The sequence below is a fragment of the Streptomyces sp. NPDC091416 genome, from assembly GCF_044756845.1.
GTDB lineage: Bacteria > Actinomycetota > Actinomycetes > Streptomycetales > Streptomycetaceae > Streptomyces.
Genome location: NZ_JBIVTU010000006.1, coordinates 88065 through 105361 on the forward strand (window position 1 = coordinate 88065; position 17297 = coordinate 105361).

A 17297-nucleotide genomic window follows, 5' to 3' on the forward strand; every position below is an offset into this window, starting at 1 on the left:
CATCGAGGCGGCCTGCCGGGACGGGCGGCCGCGCGGACGCGCTTCAGGCCCTCTCGTCCGGACCGTGCCGGGCTCGCGGGGTCCGGCCCGATCCGGACGAAGGACCCTGGCTCCAGGGCCCGTCGTCAGGTTGACGACGGGCCCCGGAGCAGACCCCCCATCGCTTCCCGGACCTCGGCCAGCGTCGCGTCGGCGATGTCGTTGGCGCGCTCGTTGCCGGCCCGCAGCACGGACCTGACGTAGCCCATGTCCCGTGCGTACTCCGCCCGTCGGGCCCGCATCGGCGCCATCCGGCTGTTGACCGCGTCGGTCACCGTCCGCTTGAGGGCCGCCGCGCCCCCGCCCCCGATCTCCTCGGCCACATCGTGCGGGTCCCGGTCGAGGCAGAGCGCGGCGAGCTGCACGAGGCCGGACACCCCGGGCCGGCCCTCGGGGTCGTACGTGATGTGCCGCTCGGCGTCCGTCGTCGCTCCCTTGATCAGCCGGGCCGTGGTGTCCTCGTCGGCGCTCAGGGCAACGGAGTTGGCCCGGCTCTTGCTCATCTTGGTGCCGTCGGTGCCGAGCAGCAGGGGTGCGGCGGAGAGCAGCGCCTCGGGTTCCGGGAAGAGCCGTCCGTAGCGCTCGTTGAACCGCCGGGCGACGGTCCGGGTCACTTCGAGATGGGGCACCTGGTCCTGGCCGACCGGCACCAGATTGCCCTTGCAGAACAGGATGTCGGCCGCCTGGTGGACCGGGTACGTGAACATCAGGCCGCTGACGGCCGCCTGCCGTGAGTGTGCGATCTCGTCCTTGACCGTGGGATTGCGGCCCAGTTCGGCGACGGAGACCAGGCTCAGGAACGGCAGCAGCAGCTGGTTGAGCGCGGGTACGGCACTGTGGTTGAAGATCACCGACCGTTCCGGGTCGATGCCGACGGCCAGGTAGTCCAGCAGCAGCCCTTCCATGATCGGCGTGAGCCGCTCCGCCACGTCCCGGTCGGTGAGCACCTGGTAGTCGGCGACGAGGACGAACACCTCCACCCCGAGGTCCTGGAGCCGCACCCGGTTGTGGAGCGTGCCGAAGTAGTGCCCGAGGTGCAGCGCCCCGGTGGGCCGGTCGCCGGTCAGGACCCTGAAGGCGGTGGGGTCCCGGTGGATCCGCTCGTCGAGCGTGGCGGCGCTCTCGGCGTGGGTCGTGGTCATGGCTGGTCTCTCCTCGCGATGGTGTGTGCGTGGAGGACGGCCCTGCCGGGCTCGGAGCCCGTACCGGAAGAGGGCAGAGAAAAGGGCCGTCCGTGACGAACGGCCCTGGTCCCGCGCTGAAGAGGTGGCCGCTCCTAGGAGGAGCGCCACCAGTTGCGGCACGGTACGGAGGTCATGGGAGGAGCTTAGCGGGGCGCGGGTACGGGAGCACGAGGACTTTCCGCCACCTCAGGAGTTCGACCACCCGCGCCGGCAGAGCACGAGCCGGTACCCGTCCGGGTCCTCGACGGTGACGCCCCACTCGTTCCAGTACGGATTCGGCGAGTCGACCCGCGTGCCGCCGTGGGCCAGGAGCCGGTCCACCAGTTCCTGGGGAACGGGTCCGTCCAGGTAGAGGACGAGCAGGTCCTCGTCGGTGGGGCGGGGGTCCACGGGGTGGTCGCCGCCGTGCACGAGCTCCAGGTGCCAGGAGGCGTCCGGGTGCCCCAGCATGAGCAGATCGTGCTCGCCGGGCTCCCCGTTGCCCTCGGCACGGAACAGGACCGTCAGCCCGAGTCCCGCCGCCCAGAACCGCTCGGCGGCCTTGAGGCCCCGGGACGGGCGGGCCATACGGACATGGGTGTGACCGGTGAGCAGCACGGTGTTCCTCTCCGCCGTTCGGCCCGCTCGACCGCGCGCCGGAACCCGCAGCGTAGGCGCCCGGCGCGGACGCCCACATCGGCTGTTGGTCCTGGTCCCCGGGGCCCGGGGACTACGTCTGCGGGACGGGGTCCGCCGCCCCCGGAGCCCGTGGACTCGGGACTCGGGACGCGGCTGCGACCTTCCTCCGGCCCGGCCCGTCCGCCCCGCCCGGCTACTTCTTCGCGTGCTCGCCCACGGAGAAGAGGATCCAGACGAAGCCCGCGAACAGATGCGTGGCGAAGACGTAGACGAAGACGCGCAGCGCGACGCCGCGCTCCTTCCAGCCTTCGCTCCCCCCGCCCCCGCCCTCGCGCCCGGGCACGGGCCCGGCGCCGCTCCCCGCTCCGGTCCCGCTCATGTGCGCCTCCGCCGACCCGGGGCTCGGGCGGCCGCCGTCTCCGTCCAGCGTACGCAGCGGGGCCCGGGGTGAGGGCCGGAGTCCGGAACGGGGTCCGGGGTGGGGGCCGGCGTCCGCAGCGGAGGGTTCCGGGGCGGGCGGAATAGGTGAGCGGGGCACTCCGTTGTAGGGTGTGTTCACATAGTTCAACGTTCAACAATATGACCTGGAGGCGGGCGCCATGCAGTTCGGGATCTTCACCGTCGGGGACATCACCACCGACCCGACGACCGGCACGACGCCGAGCGAGCACGAGCGGATCAAGGCCACCGTCGCCATCGCGCGGAAGGCCGAGGAGGTCGGGCTCGACGTGTTCGCGACCGGCGAGCACCACAACCCGCCGTTCGTGCCGTCCTCGCCGACGACCACCCTCGGCTACATCGCCGCCCGCACCGAGCGCATCATCCTGTCCACCTCGACGACCCTGATCACCACCAACGACCCGGTGAAGATCGCCGAGGACTACGCCACCCTCCAGCACCTCGCCGACGGCCGCGTCGACCTGATGATGGGCCGCGGCAACACCGGACCGGTCTACCCCTGGTTCGGCAAGGACATCCGCGAGGGCATCCCGCTCGCCATCGAGAACTACGCCCTGCTGCACCGGCTGTGGCGCGAGGACGTCGTGGACTGGGAGGGGAAGTTCCGTACGCCGCTGCAGTCCTTCACCGCGACCCCGCGCCCGCTGGACGGCGTCCCGCCGTTCGTCTGGCACGGATCCATCCGCTCCCCGGAGATCGCCGAGCAGGCCGCGTACTACGGCGACGGCTTCTTCCACAACAACATCTTCTGGCCCATCGAGCACACGAAGAAGATGGTCAACCTCTACCGGCAGCGCTACGCCCACTACGGCCACGGCACCGCCGAGCAGGCCATCGTGGGTCTGGGCGGCCAGGTGTTCATGCGCAAGAACTCGCAGGACGCGGTACGGGAGTTCCGTCCGTACTTCGACAACGCGCCGGTCTACGGGCACGGGCCCTCGATGGAGGACTTCACCCAGCAGACCCCGCTGACCGTGGGTTCCCCGCAGGAGGTCATCGAGCGGACGCTGTCCTTCCGGGACGCCGTCGGCGACTACCAGCGCCAGCTGTTCCTGATGGACCACGCGGGACTTCCGCTGAAGACGGTCCTGGAGCAGCTCGACATCCTCGGCGAGGAGGTCGTCCCCGTGCTGCGCAAGGAGTTCGCCGCCCTGCGACCCGCCGGGGTCCCCGAGTCCGCGCCCCTGCACCCGGCCGTCGCCGCGGCCACCACCACCGCGAAGGAGAGCTGACCGTGTTCGCCACCGAACCGCTGAGGATCACCGCCGTCTCGGCCGGCCTGAGCAGCCCCTCCTCGACCAGGCTGCTGGCCGACCGGCTGGCGGCGGCCACCCGGGAGCGGCTGGAGGCCGAGCAGGACCGCCCGGTCGAGGTCCGGGTGATCGAACTGCGCGACCTGGCCGTCGACATCGCGGGCAACCTGGTGTCCGGCTTCCCGTCGGCCACGCTGGAGGAGGCCATCGGCGCGGTGACGGAGGCCGACGGACTGATCGCCGTCACCCCGGTCTTCACCGCCTCGTACAGCGGCCTGTTCAAGTCGTTCTTCGACCTGGTCGAGAACACCGCGCTGACCGGCAAGCCCGTCGTCGTCGCGGCGACCGGCGGCACCGCCCGGCACTCGCTGGTGCTGGAGCACGCGATGCGCCCGCTCTTCGCCTATCTGCGGGCCGTCACGCTGCCGACGTCGGTGTACGCGGCGTCGGAGGACTGGGGCTCGTCGGGCGACGAGTACACCGAGGGCCTGCCGGCCCGGATCCGGCGCGCGGGCGGCGAGCTCGCGCAGGCGGTCACGGGCGGCCGGGCCGTCTCCGGCGCCACCCGGAACCTCGGACCGGACGACGAAGTGATCCCCTTCGAGCGGCAGCTCGCCGGTCTGCGGCCGGCCTGACCGGCCCAGCGGCTGTGCTTTCGCCCGGTTTGACTACAGTTGCTCGGGAAGGTGCGTCATGCGGCATCCCGCACGGCGCACCGGCATGACCGAGCGGAAGCGAGCGGGAGGCAGAGATGGGCAGGATCGTGGTGGGCGTTGACGGCTCGGAGTCGTCGATCAAGGCACTGCACTGGGCCGTACGCCAGGCGGAGCTGACCGGTGACACGGTGGAGGCGGTCAACAGCTGGGAGTACCCCGCGACGAGCTGGGCGTCCATGATGCCGGGGATGCCGGAGGACTTCGATCCGCAGGCCCTGGCCACGGTGTCCCTCACCGAAGCCCTGGAGGAGGCCGTCGGCGGTGCGCGCGCGGCCGAGATCAGCAAGGTCGTGGTGATCGGCAACCCGGCTCAGGCCCTGCTCGACCGGGCCGAGGGCGCGAATCTGCTGGTGGTCGGAGCGCGCGGACGCAGCGCCCTCAAGGCCACCCTGCTCGGATCGGTCAGCCTGCACGTCACCCAGCACGCCCCGTGCCCGGTGACCGTGGTCCGCAGCTGACCGGAACACCGCGCACCGGTACGGGCCCGCGCCGCAGAGGCGCGGGCCCGTACCGGTGGGAGCCGCGGCGGGTTCAGTCCTTCCGCGTGTAGAAGCAGTAGAACGCGGCGAGCAGCATGCCCGCCCCGGTCAGCAGGCCCAGCACCGAAGCGGCCAGCACGCTCTTGTCGGAGAGGCTGTAGAGGAAGCCGACCGAGCTGCCGAACAGCGCGCCGTACGCGGCCGCCGCGAGTTCGGCCGGCAGGCGCGTCTGCACCCGGCCCAGACCGAAGCAGAGCGCCGCGAGCACGGCGCCGGAGACCAGACCGAGCGCGAGCTGCGTGCCGGTGAGCACGCCGCCGCCGCGGACGATGGACGTCGCGTACCAGCCGAGGATCACGCCGAGCGTGACGGGCAGGGCCCAGCTGAGCGCGGAATGGCGCCGGGCACGCGCGTGCGTTCCGCGTGCCTGCACCGAAGCGTGTGCGGCCATGGCAGGAAGCTCCCTCCGTCGCCCCCGCTTTCTCTTCACGTTCTCTTCCAGAGCACACCCGGCCGTCGCCCCCGGCAACTCGGATGGCCCACGGCCCGGGGCGCGACCCCGGCATCCGCGATTCCCTGGTGGGGTGCGGACCTACTTCTCGGCGGCTCTCTCCGTGGCACTCCTGGTGCTGCTCGCCGTCCTGGTGCCGCTGAGCGCGCTGTCCGCCTGGGTCGATCTGGAGATCGACGACACGGACCGCTACGTGGCCGCGGTGGCGCCGCTCGCCTCCGACCCCGATGTCCAGAACACCGTCGCCGACCTGATCACCGACGAGGCGATGAAGCAGATCGACGTCGGCCCGCTCCAGGACACCGTCCGCGACTTCCTCCACCAGGCCGTCCGGTCCTTCACCACCACCGACGCCTTCCAGGCCGCCTGGAACGCCGCCAACCGCACGGCCCACGAGGCCGTCACCGCGGCGCTGGACGGGGACAGCGGCGAGAGCGTCACCATCGATCTGGCCCCCGTGACGGAGAAGGTGAAGCAGAACCTGGTGGACAACGGGGTGCCGTTCGCCGACCAGATCCCCGTCCAGCACACCGACATCCGGATCATCTCCGCCGACCGCGCCGACCAGATGCGCCAGAGCTTCCGGTGGCTGCGGGCCGCCGGCATCTGGCCGGCCGTCGGCACCCTCGTGTTCGCGCTGCTCGCCGTCGTCCTGGCCTGGGTGCGCGGCGGTCCGGGACGCCGCGGCTCGGTCCTGGCCGCGCTCGCCGCCACCGCCGTGGCCGGAGCGGGCTTCGCACTCGGCGCGCTGGTGCTGCGCGGGGCGATCGCGCTGGCGCGCAACCGGGTGCTGGCCGAGGTGCCCGGCAGCGAGACCGACGGGGCGGCGGCGGTGTACGACGCGCTGACCGGGTCGCTGCGCACCACGGTGTGGATCGTCTTCGGCACGGGCCTGGCGGTGGCCGTGTGCGCGGTGGCGGCACGGATCTGGGCCCAGCGGGTGCTGCCGGCGCCGTCGGCCGGGCCATGAGGCGGCCGCTGCCCCGAGAGGCTCCTCGATGGCGTCCTCGCGCCGCACGGCGGCGGGCGAGTCCTGTGCCGACGTGCGGGCGCCGTCGGGCCGGGCAAGAGTGGATGGGGTGACCGCGGGGGCTACCGGGAGGTCGTGCGTATGCGAGCCATCGCCGTCAGCTCACTCCGTGCCGATCCCGCCCTCGTCATCGTCCCCAAACCGGATCCGGGACCCGGCGAGGTCCGGGTCCGGATCGAGTACGCCTCGCTCAACCCCTGTGACCGGCAGCTCGCTGACGGCACCCCGGACGGCCTCGCGCCCCACGTGTTCCCCGTGGTCGTCGGCGTGGACTACGCGGGCCGGGTGGACATGATCGGCAGCGGCGACAACCGCTTCCGGGTCGGCGACCACGTCTTCGGCCGGGCCGGCGGTCCGGCGGCCGGTGCGGGGACGTACGGCGACTACGTCTGTGTGCCGCAGGACTCCGCCATCGCCCTCGTCCCGCGCGGGCTGGACGCCCGGATGGCGGCCGCGCTGCCGTCGGCCGGGATGGCCGCCGCGCAGATCCTGGAGGCACTCTCGCTCCGCGGCCACGAGAGCCTGCTGGTCGTCGGCGCGGCGGGCGGGGTCGGCAGCTTCCTGACCCAGCTCGCCAAGGCCCGGGACGTGCGCGTGATCGCCGCGGTGCGCGGTGCCGAACGGTCCCGTATGGGGTCGTTGGGTGCCGCCGTCACGATCGACGTCACGGAGGGCCCGGCGGCCGACGCGATACGGGCGGCCTGCCCGGACGGCGTCGACGCGCTGGCCGACCTGGCCTCCTCGACCCCCGAGGCCCTCGCCGCGCACGCCGCCACGCTCCGGCCGGGCGCCGTCGCGCTCTCCACCCGCGGCACCGCGGCCGGGGCGGCGCTCCCCGCGACGGTGCGGGGCATCGACTTCCGGCTCGAACCGAGCCCGGTCCTGCTGGATGTACTGGCGGCGGGCGCCGCGGACGGTTTCCTGCGCGTTCCCATCGACATCGAACTGCCCCTGGAGAAGGCCCCGCAGGCCCTGGACCGCAACCGGGCCGACGGGGCGCGCGGCAAGACCGTCATCGTGGTGAGGGAGCACGGAACCTGCTGAACACGCCCCGCGGCAATCACACCCACTGAGCGCGCCCGCGGAAACCACACCCGCTGGAAACACGCCCGCGGGAACCACACCCGCTGGAAGCGCGCCCGCCGGAATCACTCCCACTGAACGCGCCCCGCGCGGGGTGTCACTCCGTGGGCCCGGGACCCGCACCCCGCAGCCGGTCCATCTCGCGCCGGTCCCGCTTCGTCGGCCGTCCCGCGCCCCGGTCCCGTACCGGAACCTGGATCGCGGCCTCGCGCGGCGGCGGGGGCGGGCTGTTGTCGACGAAGCACTCCGCCGCCACCGGCGCCCCGACCCGCTTCTTCACGATCTTCGAGACGACCACGACCCGGTCCCGGCCCTCGTGCCGCAGCCGCACCTCGTCGCCGACGCGCAGCGCCTGGGCCGGCTTGGCCCGCTCGCCCGCGACCTTCACATGCCCCGCGCGGCAGGCGGCGGCGGCCTGCGCCCGGGTCTTCGTGAGCCGGACCGACCAGATCCAGACATCGACCCGAACGCTGCCTGCCGCCTGCGGCGCCTCACCGGAAACCATGGGACGACTGTAATGCGGCGGACTGTCCTTCGGCGGCCCCTGTGGGGCGGCCGCCCGGGGATCAGCCGAAGTCGCTGATCACCTCCGCCATGTTGTAGCTGTACACCTCCCGCTTGCACGCCGAGCACTTCGTGGCGTCCGGCGCGTGCTCGCTCAGCGACCAGAGCTGGGGCGGGAAGCCGTCACCGCGCCCGTGGGCGAGGTAGAGGTCCTCGGGCCCGAACGAGGACTGGAGGGTCTTCGCGTTGCCGACGAGCTGGGTCGTTCCGTCGACCGTGCCCGGAGTGGCCTGGAGCAGCCGGCCGTTGTCGTAGGCGTTGCTGCGGTGGAAGTACCACTTGCCCTCGTACCGCATCGCGCCCTGGATCTTGTGCCACAGGTCCTCGTTGCCGAACGTGGCCCCGGTGGGCAGGCCGTAGGCCTCGTCGGCGCTCGCGGCCGTCCCGGTCGCGCCCTCGACCGCGGCGGTCAGCGCGGTCATCGGATACGCGCCCACCCGGCCGGGGCTGGTGCCGCCGTTGTTGGTGTTGCAGTACTCACCGAGCACCATGTGGTCGGTACCGGTACGGTCCAGCGAGACGTACGAGGCCTTCGGCCGGCCGGTCGCGTAGCACTGGTTCCCGCTGGTGGTGCCGCCGTTCTTCGCCGTGGTGAACTTCAGCGTGGCGACCTGCGGCATCACGTAGCGGTAGCCGTACGCGTACCAGACATTGCTCTGCCGGCCGACCAGCTTCTTGTCCTGGACGTCGCTCTCCAGGCCGTCCGGCGTCGGGTCGTTGACGGCGGCGTCGTTGTCCGGGTTGAGGTCCATGATCTTGCGGAGGTCGAAGACCCGCAGGCCGTTGGCGGTGTCGGCGACGTAGAGGTAGTTGCCGTACCAGACCATGCCGCCGGCGTGGATGCCGTTCTGCGCGGCGCAGTCCGTCACGACGACCTGGTTGCACCGGCCCTCACGCGCGTGCAGGGCGTCGAAGGAGATGTGGTCCTTGGAGTTCATGTACGGCCACACCAGCAGCACATGGCGGTACATCTTGGTCGCCTGGTTGAAGAAGGTGACCCGGATGCCCTTCTCGTTGCAGGCGTCCGACACGGAACTCGCCAGACAGTTGTCGCGCCCCGCCGCGTAGTCGCTGCGGCCCGGATTCACCGCGTCGTAGCTGCCCACGGCGACCGGCTCGGCGTTCGACGTGCCCCAGTCCTCGTCCTCCTGGGCGTCCGAGACACCCGAGATGGCCTGCGGCACCCACTCCTTGGACGTGGCGTCGTCGTCGGCCTTCCAGCAGATCCGGTGGCTCACGGTCAGGTCGGGGCCGTAGATACCGCTGGTACCGCAGTCGGCGGCCGGCCGGTTGGCCTGTTCCAGCAGTTCCGTGAGGCCCTGCTTCGGGAGTCCCGCGTCCAGCTTGTTGACGAGCCCGGACAGGTCCGTGCCCTTGGCCAGCCGGAAGTCCGCGGCGCGTCCGGGCACCGGGGCGGCCGCCACGGCGCCCGCTCGCGCGGCGGCCGTCGCGGTCCCGGCCAAGTCGTCCTGCTCGCCCTCGGGTTCACTCTCGAATCCGTCGTCGGGCATGCCCTCGTGATCCGGTACGGGATCGTCCGCGGCCGGAGCCGCCGAGGCCGGTCCGGCGGTGGGCGCCGCGCTCGCGCCGACTGCGGGCGCGAGGCCGGAAAGCATCGCCCCGGCCGCCACCGCGTAGGCCACGATACGTATTCGGCGGGATGGGTTCGTCATACGAGAGCCCTTCTTGTCACATCTTGCGGATAACGGAAACGGTGCGCCTGACTGCTTGTCAGGCGCACCGGCCGCTCACGCTAGCAACACGAACCGGCACCTCGAAGGCATGTGTGAACGACTTACCGACGACATCCATGAGGTCCGCACACCCCGGTCACAGGACTCGGTACGGGATCGTTTGCGGTTCAGTTCTCCCACGGGCGGGCCGCACCGCCGAAGGGCCGGATCCGGCCGCTAACCTTACGTATCCGCCCTGGTCAGGGATCAATTCCCGCAGTACGGACATATATCGCACCCAACTCATGCGAAAGGCCTCGCCCATGGGCATTCGGAGCTTGCTGCGCAAGGTGTTCGGCCGTGACCGCACGGAGCAGGACGAGCCGACGACGGCCACGGTCCCGGCCCAGGGCGAGCGCACCCTGACCCCGGAGCCGGAGCCGGAGACCGTGGACGAGCCTGCGGCCGAGGCCGCCCCGGCCGTCAAGGTGTCGGTACCGGCCCCGGCCTCTTCGGAGCCGGTCCCGTCCACCGCGTCCCGGTCCACGAAGGACGACGGCGGGGCGGCGTCGGACCTGGTGGCCGCGGCCTTCGACAAGGCCGCCGCGCCCGCGCCCAAGGCCGCTCCCACGGTTCCGGCACAGGGGTCGGGGCCCCGGACGAAGCCCGTGGAAGCGGTGGAAGCCGCAGAGCCGGTGGACACCACGGAGACCGCCGGGCCGGTGAAGACCGCGGAGGCGGCAGAGACCGTGGAGCCGGTGGCGGCCGAGGCCGTGGAGCCGGTGGCCCCGCCCGCTCCGGAGGTCGAAGCGGAACCCGTAACGGAGGCCATGGCCCCGAAGCCCGAGGCCGTGGTGACGCAGGTCGAGGCCGCGGAGCCGCAGCCGGTGGCCGTGGCTCCGGAGCCCGTGGTTCCTGAGCCCGTGGTTCCTGAGCCCGTGGTTCCGGAGCCCGTGGAGACGCCGGCCGCCACCCCTGCCGCAGTGGCCGAGCCCGAACCGGTCGTGGCCGAGCCCATCGCCGAGCCCGAGCCGGTCGTGGCCGAGCCCATCGCCGAGCCCGAGCCCGTCGCGGCCGAGGCCCCGGTCGCCGAGCCCGAGCCGATCACCATCGACATGGACCCGGCCCCGGAACCCGAACCGGAACCGGCCCCCGAACCCCAGGCCGAGGCGGCCCCCGCTCCCGCCGCCGCTCCCGCCGGGAAGCCCGCGCTCACCCTCGCCAAGGTCAAGGCCCGCGCGCCCGGGCTCGTGGGGGCGTACAAGGCCGCCCAGGCCGGGCTGAAGGCCCACGGGCTCACCGGCCTGCGCGCCACCGTCTACCTGGTCCTGGACCGCTCCGGCTCCATGCGGCCGTTCTACAAGGACGGCAGCGCCCAGCACCTGGGTGACCGTACGCTCGCGCTCGCCGCGCACGTCGACGAGAGCGCGACCGTCCAGGTGGTGTTCTTCTCGACCGACATCGACGGCACCGCCGCGGTCGGTCTGGAGGGCCACGAGGGCCGCATCGACGAGCTGAACGCGGGCCTCGGACGGCTCGGCCGCACGAACTACCACCGCGCCGTCCAGGAGGTCGTCGCGCACTACGAGAAGTCCGGGGCCACCGGCCCGGCGCTGGTGGTCTTCCAGACGGACGGCCCGCCGGACGTCAGGCAGGCCGCCCGCCAGGCGCTCGACGAAGCGGCACGGCTGCCCCTGTTCTTCCAGTTCGTCGCGTTCGGCGACGAGGACGCGAAGGGCTTCGACTTCCTGCGGAAGCTGGACGCCCCGAACGCCGGCTTCTTCCACGCGGGCCCCGCCCCGCGCGAGGTCGCGGACGCCGCGTTCTACCGCGAGGTGCTGGCCGCGCTGCCCGCCTGGGTCGCCGCCAACGCCTGATCGACCGGCAGGCGTACGGTCACGGCGAGCCCGCCCTCCGGGCCCGGAACCGCCGTGACCGTACCGCCGTGCGCCAGGGCGATGGAACGGACGATCGACAGCCCGAGTCCCGAGCCCGCCCCCATCCGGTCCCTGCCCTCACCGCGCCGGAACGGCTCGAACAGGCCCGGTATGTCGGCCGCCTCCACCACCGGACCGCTGTTGCGCACTTCCAGCAGCACGCCCGCGCCCGCCGGCACCAGGGAGACCTCCACGCTCCCGCCGGGCACGTTGTACGTCACCGCGTTGGCCACCAGATTGGCCACCAGCTGCGCCAGCAGCGGCCGGTTCCCCCGGACCACGCAGGGCCCGGCGTCAGCCGTCACCCCCGGGTACCGGCCCGCCTCCTCCGCCACCACCCGGTCCAGGTCCACGGCTTCCCGCTCGCTCTTCTCCAGCCCGCGCTCGCTGCGCGCCAGCACCAGCAGGCCCTCGATGAGCCGCTCACTGCGCCGGTTGTTGTCCAGGAGCGTCTGCCGGGTGCGTACGAGATCGTCCGGGGTCGGGTCCTCCAGACCCACCTGGATCGCCACCCGCTGGGTGGCCAGCGGGGTGCGCAGCTCGTGCGAGGCGTTGGCGATGAAGCGGCGCTGGCTGTCGAAGGCCTTCTCCAGCCGGGCCAGCAGCGCGTCCAGCGTGTCGCCCAGCTCCTTCAGCTCGTCGTCGGGCCCGCTGGAGGCGATCCGCTCGTGCAGCGTGTGCGCGGAGAGCCGGCGCGCCTTGGCGGTCATCGCGTGGACGGGCCGCAGGACCTTCCCGGCCGTCCACCATCCGACGCCCACCGCGCACGCCGTCATCACGAGCAGGGCGGCCGCGGACCAGTTGAGGAGCTGGTCCCCGGCCGCGTTGCTGACGTCGTCGGTGAGGTCGTAGACGGTCGGCGGGCCCAGGCTGCGCCGGGTGACCAGGGGGCCGTTGACGGCGTACCCGGGCTGGACGACCGCCGCGGTACGGGCGATGGCGCGGGCCTGCGAGTCGGTACCGGCCCGGGAGGCCAGGTTCACCGTGGCCAGGAGCGCGGTCCCCAGGACCAGGAACACGCCCCCGTACACGAGCGCGATCCGCGTCCTGATCGTGGCGTGCGGCATGCGGAGCCGACGCTTCACAGGGCGTACCCCACGCCCTGCACGGTCCGGATGACAGCGGGTTCGCCGAGCTTGCCGCGCAGCTTGCTCATGCAGACGCGGACGGCTCCGGTGAAGGGGTCGGCGTTGGCGTCCCAGGCCCGCTCCAGGAGCTCCTCGGCGCTGACCGTCCCGCCGTCGGCCTCCAGCAGCAGCTGGAGCACGGTGAACTCCTTCGGCGAGAGGTCCAGCTCCCGGCCGTCCCGGGCCGCGGTGCGGCGGACGGTGTCGAGCCGGATGCCGTGCCGCACCAGCTGCGGCGGTACGGGGCGGGCGCTGCGCCGGCGCAGGGCGCGGACCCGCGACACGAGCTCGGGGAACTCGAACGGCTTGCCCAGGTAGTCGTCGGCACCCAGGTCGAGCCCGGAGACGCGGTCCTCCATGGACCCGGCGGCCGTCAGCATCAGGATCCTGGTCCGGGACCCGGAGGCGACCAGCCCGCGGGCCACGTCGTCGCCGTGCACCCGGGGCAGATCCCGGTCCAGCACGACCACGTCGTAGTCGTGCAGCCCCAGGTAGGCCTGGGCGGCGTCACCGCTGTACACCGTGTCGACGGCGAATCCGGCCCGCCGCAGCCCGGTGGCGACGAGCTCCGCCAGAATCTCCTCGTCCTCGGCGACCAGTACCCGCATCGTGATGTCCCCTGCCTCGTACACGCGTGTCCACTCCCTCCCAGGATGCGTCTTTGCTACCCGAAGGCATGTTTCGCAAAGGTCTCCGCATCCCCGGCCCGGTTTATCGGTGTGAGTGGATCTCCCCCGGACCGTTAGGATTTCGACCATGGCGGCCACTGGATCCGAGAAGCAGGCGGCGACGGCGTTTTACGTCTCGACCCCCATTTACTACGTCAACGACGCTCCTCACCTGGGCCACGCCTACACGACCGTCGCAGGCGACGTGCTCACGCGCTGGCACCGCCAGCGCGGCGAGAAGGTGTGGTACCTCACCGGCACGGACGAGCACGGTCAGAAGATCATGCGCACGGCCGAGGCGAACAACGTCACGCCCCAGGCGTGGTGCGACAAGCTCGTCGAGGAGGCGTGGAAGCCCCTCTGGGAGCACCTCGACATCGCGAACGACGACTTCATCCGTACGACGGAGAAGCGGCACACCGACCGGGTGCAGGAGTTCGTGCAGGACCTGCACGACAAGGGTGAGATCTACAAGGGCGGGTACGAGGGCCCGTACTGCGTGGGCTGCGAGGAGTACAAGCTCCCCGGCGACCTCATCGAGGACGAGGCCGGCGTCAAGCTGTGCCCGATCCACAAGAAGCCGGTGGAGATCCTCAAGGAGGAGAACTACTTCTTCAAGCTCAGCGAGTACGGCCCGAAGCTGCTGGAGTTCTACGCGGCCAACCCCGGCTTCATCCAGCCGGAGTCCGCGCGCAACGAGGTCGTGAACTTCGTCAAGCAGGGTCTGCAGGACCTCTCGATCTCCCGCTCGACCTTCGACTGGGGCGTCCCGGTCCCGTGGGACGAGAAGCACGTCATCTACGTGTGGGTCGACGCCCTGCTCAACTACGCCACGGCGGTCGGCTACGGCGCCAACCAGGAGAAGTTCGACGGTACGTTCCCGGCGAACGTGCACCTGGTCGGCAAGGACATCCTGCGCTTCCACGCGGTGATCTGGCCGGCGATGCTGATGGCGCAGGGCCTGCCGCTGCCGGGCCGGGTCGCGGCCAACGGCTGGCTGATGGTCGGCGGCGAGAAGATGTCGAAGTCGAACCTGACGGGCATCAAGCCGCAGGACCTGACCTCGCACTTCGGCGTGGACGCCTACCGCTGGTACTTCCTGCGGGCCATCGCCTTCGGCAGCGACGGCTCGTTCTCCTGGGAGGACTTCACCGCCCGCTACACCTCCGAGCTCGCCAACGACTACGGCAACCTGGCCTCGCGCCTCGCGGCCATGGTCGGCAAGTACTACGGCGGCGTGCTTCCCGAGGCCACGGCCTCGGGCGAGGCCGAGCAGGCGGTCCAGGAGGGACTGGCCAAGGCCGTCGCCACCGCCGACCTGAAGATCGGCGAGGAGCTGGACTTCCAGGGCGGCATCCTGGCGGTCTTCGACTTCGTGAAGCAGGTCAACGGCTACATCACGGAGCAGGAGCCGTGGAAGGTCGCCAAGGACGAGTCGCCGGAGGGCAAGGCCCGCCTCGCGACCATCCTGTACACGGCCGCCGAGGCGCTGCGCGGGGTCGCCGTCCTGCTGAACTCCGTCATGCCGGACACCTCGCAGAAGCTGTGGGAGTCCCTGGGTGCCGAGGAGTCCCTGGGCGCGCTGTCCGACCAGCGCGTGCAGGACGCGGGCACGTGGGGCCTGCTGCCGACGGGTGCGACGGTGACGAAGGGCGCGGTGCTGTTCCCGCGCCTGGAGGAGAAGCCCGCGTAACGGGTGTGCGTACGGGGAAGGGGCGGGGCCGCGTTCACGCGGCCCCGCCCCTTCCCCGTGGTTACGGGCTGCCGCCTGGGCCCGCGGCCCCTTTCAGCGGCTCAGCGACGCCGCGTCCCCCATCACGATGACCGGCTCCTTCGCCGGGTCGAGGACGCCCAGCAGCTCCTTCATCCGGTCCTCGGTGACCGAGACGCAGCCCTGGGTGGGGCCGCCGTGGTCGACGTGGATCCAGATACCGCCGCCCCGCTCCTGGCCGAGTGGGCGGGTGTGGTCCAGGGGCGAGGTGCCGGGGACGCGGTTGTAGTCGATGGCGATGACGTAGTCGAAGGAGCCTTCCAACGGCTCCCCGTGGAAGCCCTCGCCCTCCACCTCGAAGTCCGGGCTCAGGTCGTACGGGAAGGCGGTCTCCGGGGGTTCCAGGCGGCCGCCCGCGGCGGTCAGGGTGAAGACGCCGACGGGCGAGCGCAGGTCGCCCTCCCAGTGTTCGGCCGTCCAGCCGTTCAGGGCGTTGTGGGCGGGCCAGGGCGCCAGGGCCGCCCGCCAGCCGACGGCCGGGTCGTCCCGGGTGTAGAGCACGGCCGTGGAACGGTTGGAGTCCGGTGACTGGCCGGTGACGACGAACGCCTGGCGGGCCCCGGCCGGGATCTGCGCCCGGGTCCGCGGCCCGAGGCCCGGGATCTCCCGCGGCGGCGCGGGCGGCACGAGGGCCCGGGACGGTGCGGGGGCGCCGGGTGCACCGGCGGCTGCCGGCGGTCCGGGTACGCCGGAGGAGCCTGCGGCCTTCGTGGTCGCGCCGCCCCCGTCCAGTCCGGCGAGCGAACCCGCCCCGCACCCGGCCAGCAGCAGGAGGAGGGCGGCGCAGACGACGTACGGGAGGCGCAGCGGAACGCGCGGACGGGGCACGGGCACGGAGGACTCCTCAGCGGTAGGTGGCCGGGTCCGGTGCTCTGCGGACACGGGCCGGGGTCCGCGCTGCGCCGGGGTCGGCCCAGGCAGTCTTTGCCGCAGTCGCCGTCCGCCAATCCGGCGTGAGGGCCATCCGGGTCTCACCGTTCGGGTGATTCATGCACTTGTATGCACACAGCCATGTGTCCGTGGGCATCACGAAGGGCCCGGAACCGGGGTGGATGTCCGGTGCCGGGCCCTTCGTCTCCGCGGGGGGACGGAGGCCTGAGGAGGCTGCGGGAGGAATCAGGTGGGGCGTGCGGAACGGTCCGGAGCGGTCACATGCCCGTTCCGTCGTTGGTCTCGTCCGGGTCCACGCCCATGGTGATCGAGCCGACGACACCGCGGGCCATGTGCTTCTTCTGGTACTGGAGCTTCAGCAGCCCGCCCGTGACACCGCTCTGGTCGTAGATGGTGTCCTCGGTGAGGGTGGTGCGGGTGGTGGTGCTGGTGGAGTACGGCTCGATCTTCGCCGAGTCGAGGACCGCGGATTCCGCGAAGAAGAACTGGCCGGTGTGGCAGGTGTGTCCGCCCTCGTAGCCGGCGTCGGTCATCTTCCCGCCGACGTGCACCTTGGTGTGGATGTGCACGGCCCGGCCCTGGTACCAGCCCGGGAAGACCGTCCTGAACTCCACGTAGCCGTGCTGGTCCGTGAGCTGGGTGCCGCGCAGGTAGCGCTCGTCGTCGGTCGGTTCGCTGTGTCCGCCACCGCCGGGGCCGCCCGAGGGAGGGGTTCCGGTCGGGGGCGTACCGGTGGGGGTGCCCGTCGGGACGCCGGTCGGGGCGTCCGTGGGGGCGCCGCTCGGCGGGGTGCCACCGCCGCCGGGGCCGCCCTGGCTCATGCTCTCGTAGCCGGAGTAGATGCCCAGGGCGTCGCAGTGCCAGATGTCGACGGCCGCCTGCTTGAGGGGCTTGCACGTGTCGGTGTCGATCACCTTGAGCCGGAGGGTCATCGGGATGCCCTCCCTGTCCTCGGTGATGTCCTTGCGGATCTTGTCGGCGTCGATGTAGTACGGGCCCTCGGTGGTCTCCGAGGTGAGCCGGTAGCACGCCTCGCCCTGCCCCGCGCCACCCTTCTTCTTCCGGCCCTCGCCGCCCGTTCCGGTCGAGGCGTTCGCGACGGCCCCGGCGCCGATCCCGGCCGCGGCGATGACCGCGCCACCCGCGATCATCATCCGGCGGCGGGTCAAGTCCTTCTTGTGTGCGGGTCCTTGAGTCTCTGTCATGCGAAGGAGGCTAGGCAGCGCAGCTGGCAGGGGCATGAGCGCGGGCTGTGCGTTCCTGTGCGGCACCCGGGCCTCTGGACATGCCGGAC

At 72.0% G+C, this 17297-nt stretch carries 17 protein-coding genes; 7 read left to right on the forward strand and 10 right to left on the reverse strand.

Features of this window, described 5'->3' with window-relative positions; all coding sequences use genetic code 11:
* Nucleotides 1-125: 125 nt before the first annotated feature.
* From trpS to ACIQMX_RS19235, 3 genes are all read right to left on the reverse strand, one after another.
* A complete protein-coding gene (gene trpS / locus ACIQMX_RS19225) occupies nucleotides 126-1181 on the reverse strand; it encodes a tryptophan--tRNA ligase (protein ID WP_402479591.1) in 1056 nt (351 codons plus the stop codon).
* A gap of 228 nt (nucleotides 1182-1409) precedes the next feature.
* The gene (locus ACIQMX_RS19230; protein WP_402480138.1) at nucleotides 1410-1790 is read right to left on the reverse strand and encodes a VOC family protein; all 381 of its coding nucleotides are present in this window, start codon (nucleotides 1788-1790) and stop codon (nucleotides 1410-1412) included.
* A 244-nt stretch (nucleotides 1791-2034) separates the two neighbouring features.
* On the reverse strand, nucleotides 2035-2184 hold the full coding sequence (locus tag ACIQMX_RS19235) for a DUF6126 family protein (protein WP_363068796.1): 150 nt from the start codon (nucleotides 2182-2184) through the stop codon (nucleotides 2035-2037).
* 256 nt (nucleotides 2185-2440) lie between these two features.
* Here ACIQMX_RS19235 and ACIQMX_RS19240 point away from each other — a divergent pair, with 256 nt between their 5' ends.
* From ACIQMX_RS19240 to ACIQMX_RS19250, 3 genes are all read left to right on the forward strand, one after another.
* Complete coding sequence (locus ACIQMX_RS19240; protein ID WP_363068577.1) at nucleotides 2441-3532, forward strand: LLM class flavin-dependent oxidoreductase; 1092 nt, start codon at nucleotides 2441-2443, stop codon at nucleotides 3530-3532.
* 2 nt (nucleotides 3533-3534) lie between these two features.
* A complete protein-coding gene (locus ACIQMX_RS19245) occupies nucleotides 3535-4188 on the forward strand; it encodes an FMN reductase (RefSeq protein ID WP_363068575.1) in 654 nt (217 codons plus the stop codon).
* 116 nt (nucleotides 4189-4304) lie between these two features.
* Nucleotides 4305-4727 carry a universal stress protein gene (locus tag ACIQMX_RS19250; protein ID WP_363068573.1) on the forward strand — a complete coding sequence of 141 codons (423 nt, stop codon included), beginning with the start codon at nucleotides 4305-4307 and terminating at the stop codon, nucleotides 4725-4727.
* A 73-nt stretch (nucleotides 4728-4800) separates the two neighbouring features.
* On the opposite strand, the gene ACIQMX_RS19255 is transcribed toward ACIQMX_RS19250, so the two are convergent.
* Nucleotides 4801-5199, reverse strand: a complete 399-nt coding sequence (locus tag ACIQMX_RS19255) for a hypothetical protein (protein WP_402479595.1) — start codon at nucleotides 5197-5199, stop codon at nucleotides 4801-4803.
* 133 nt (nucleotides 5200-5332) lie between these two features.
* Between ACIQMX_RS19255 and ACIQMX_RS19260 the strand changes: the two genes are divergently transcribed.
* Together ACIQMX_RS19260 and ACIQMX_RS19265 are read left to right on the forward strand one after the other, a co-directional pair.
* The gene (locus tag ACIQMX_RS19260) at nucleotides 5333-6229 is read left to right on the forward strand and encodes a hypothetical protein (RefSeq protein WP_402479598.1); all 897 of its coding nucleotides are present in this window, start codon (nucleotides 5333-5335) and stop codon (nucleotides 6227-6229) included.
* Between the two features lie 141 nt (nucleotides 6230-6370).
* On the forward strand, nucleotides 6371-7333 hold the full coding sequence (locus ACIQMX_RS19265; protein ID WP_402479600.1) for an NADP-dependent oxidoreductase: 963 nt from the start codon (nucleotides 6371-6373) through the stop codon (nucleotides 7331-7333).
* A 136-nt stretch (nucleotides 7334-7469) separates the two neighbouring features.
* Here the strand turns inward: ACIQMX_RS19265 and ACIQMX_RS19270 are convergent, their stop codons facing one another.
* The gene (locus ACIQMX_RS19270) at nucleotides 7470-7877 is read right to left on the reverse strand and encodes a S4 domain-containing protein (protein ID WP_363068565.1); all 408 of its coding nucleotides are present in this window, start codon (nucleotides 7875-7877) and stop codon (nucleotides 7470-7472) included.
* A gap of 61 nt (nucleotides 7878-7938) precedes the next feature.
* On the reverse strand, nucleotides 7939-9609 hold the full coding sequence (locus tag ACIQMX_RS19275; RefSeq protein ID WP_402479604.1) for a hypothetical protein: 1671 nt from the start codon (nucleotides 9607-9609) through the stop codon (nucleotides 7939-7941).
* A 323-nt stretch (nucleotides 9610-9932) separates the two neighbouring features.
* Here ACIQMX_RS19275 and ACIQMX_RS19280 point away from each other — a divergent pair, with 323 nt between their 5' ends.
* Complete coding sequence (locus ACIQMX_RS19280) at nucleotides 9933-11486, forward strand: VWA domain-containing protein (RefSeq protein WP_402479607.1); 1554 nt, start codon at nucleotides 9933-9935, stop codon at nucleotides 11484-11486.
* Here the strand turns inward: ACIQMX_RS19280 and ACIQMX_RS19285 are convergent.
* The gene (locus tag ACIQMX_RS19285) at nucleotides 11435-12613 is read right to left on the reverse strand and encodes a HAMP domain-containing sensor histidine kinase (RefSeq protein WP_363068559.1); all 1179 of its coding nucleotides are present in this window, start codon (nucleotides 12611-12613) and stop codon (nucleotides 11435-11437) included. The genes ACIQMX_RS19280 and ACIQMX_RS19285 overlap by 52 nt on opposite strands.
* A gap of 14 nt (nucleotides 12614-12627) precedes the next feature.
* Nucleotides 12628-13281 carry a response regulator transcription factor gene (locus ACIQMX_RS19290; RefSeq protein ID WP_363068795.1) on the reverse strand — a complete coding sequence of 218 codons (654 nt, stop codon included), beginning with the start codon at nucleotides 13279-13281 and terminating at the stop codon, nucleotides 12628-12630.
* Between the two features lie 148 nt (nucleotides 13282-13429).
* Here ACIQMX_RS19290 and metG point away from each other — a divergent pair, with 148 nt between their 5' ends.
* Nucleotides 13430-15034 (forward strand): methionine--tRNA ligase, encoded by a 1605-nt coding sequence (gene metG / locus ACIQMX_RS19295; RefSeq protein ID WP_402479610.1) that lies wholly within the window; start codon nucleotides 13430-13432, stop codon nucleotides 15032-15034.
* A 93-nt stretch (nucleotides 15035-15127) separates the two neighbouring features.
* Here metG and ACIQMX_RS19300 read toward each other — a convergent pair whose 3' ends face one another.
* Both ACIQMX_RS19300 and ACIQMX_RS19305 read right to left on the reverse strand, forming a co-directional pair.
* Nucleotides 15128-15946, reverse strand: a complete 819-nt coding sequence (locus ACIQMX_RS19300; RefSeq protein WP_363068555.1) for a L,D-transpeptidase family protein — start codon at nucleotides 15944-15946, stop codon at nucleotides 15128-15130.
* 314 nt (nucleotides 15947-16260) lie between these two features.
* Nucleotides 16261-17208 (reverse strand): intradiol ring-cleavage dioxygenase, encoded by a 948-nt coding sequence (locus ACIQMX_RS19305; RefSeq protein WP_402479613.1) that lies wholly within the window; start codon nucleotides 17206-17208, stop codon nucleotides 16261-16263.
* Nucleotides 17209-17297 lie beyond the last annotated feature (89 nt).

Coding starts and splice junctions, on each gene's coding strand:
- trpS (WP_402479591.1), bottom strand. CDS start 1,181: ATGACCACGACCCACGCCGAGAGCGCCGCCACGCTCGACGAGCGGATC.
- ACIQMX_RS19230 (WP_402480138.1), bottom strand. CDS start 1,790: ATGGCCCGCCCGTCCCGGGGCCTCAAGGCCGCCGAGCGGTTCTGGGCG.
- ACIQMX_RS19240 (WP_363068577.1), top strand. CDS start 2,441: ATGCAGTTCGGGATCTTCACCGTCGGGGACATCACCACCGACCCGACG.
- ACIQMX_RS19250 (WP_363068573.1), top strand. CDS start 4,305: ATGGGCAGGATCGTGGTGGGCGTTGACGGCTCGGAGTCGTCGATCAAG.
- ACIQMX_RS19255 (WP_402479595.1), bottom strand. CDS start 5,199: ATGGCCGCACACGCTTCGGTGCAGGCACGCGGAACGCACGCGCGTGCC.
- ACIQMX_RS19265 (WP_402479600.1), top strand. CDS start 6,371: ATGCGAGCCATCGCCGTCAGCTCACTCCGTGCCGATCCCGCCCTCGTC.
- ACIQMX_RS19270 (WP_363068565.1), bottom strand. CDS start 7,877: ATGGTTTCCGGTGAGGCGCCGCAGGCGGCAGGCAGCGTTCGGGTCGAT.
- ACIQMX_RS19275 (WP_402479604.1), bottom strand. CDS start 9,609: ATGACGAACCCATCCCGCCGAATACGTATCGTGGCCTACGCGGTGGCG.
- ACIQMX_RS19280 (WP_402479607.1), top strand. CDS start 9,933: ATGGGCATTCGGAGCTTGCTGCGCAAGGTGTTCGGCCGTGACCGCACG.
- ACIQMX_RS19285 (WP_363068559.1), bottom strand. CDS start 12,613: ATGCCGCACGCCACGATCAGGACGCGGATCGCGCTCGTGTACGGGGGC.
- ACIQMX_RS19290 (WP_363068795.1), bottom strand. CDS start 13,281: ATGCGGGTACTGGTCGCCGAGGACGAGGAGATTCTGGCGGAGCTCGTC.
- metG (WP_402479610.1), top strand. CDS start 13,430: ATGGCGGCCACTGGATCCGAGAAGCAGGCGGCGACGGCGTTTTACGTC.
- ACIQMX_RS19305 (WP_402479613.1), bottom strand. CDS start 17,208: ATGACAGAGACTCAAGGACCCGCACACAAGAAGGACTTGACCCGCCGC.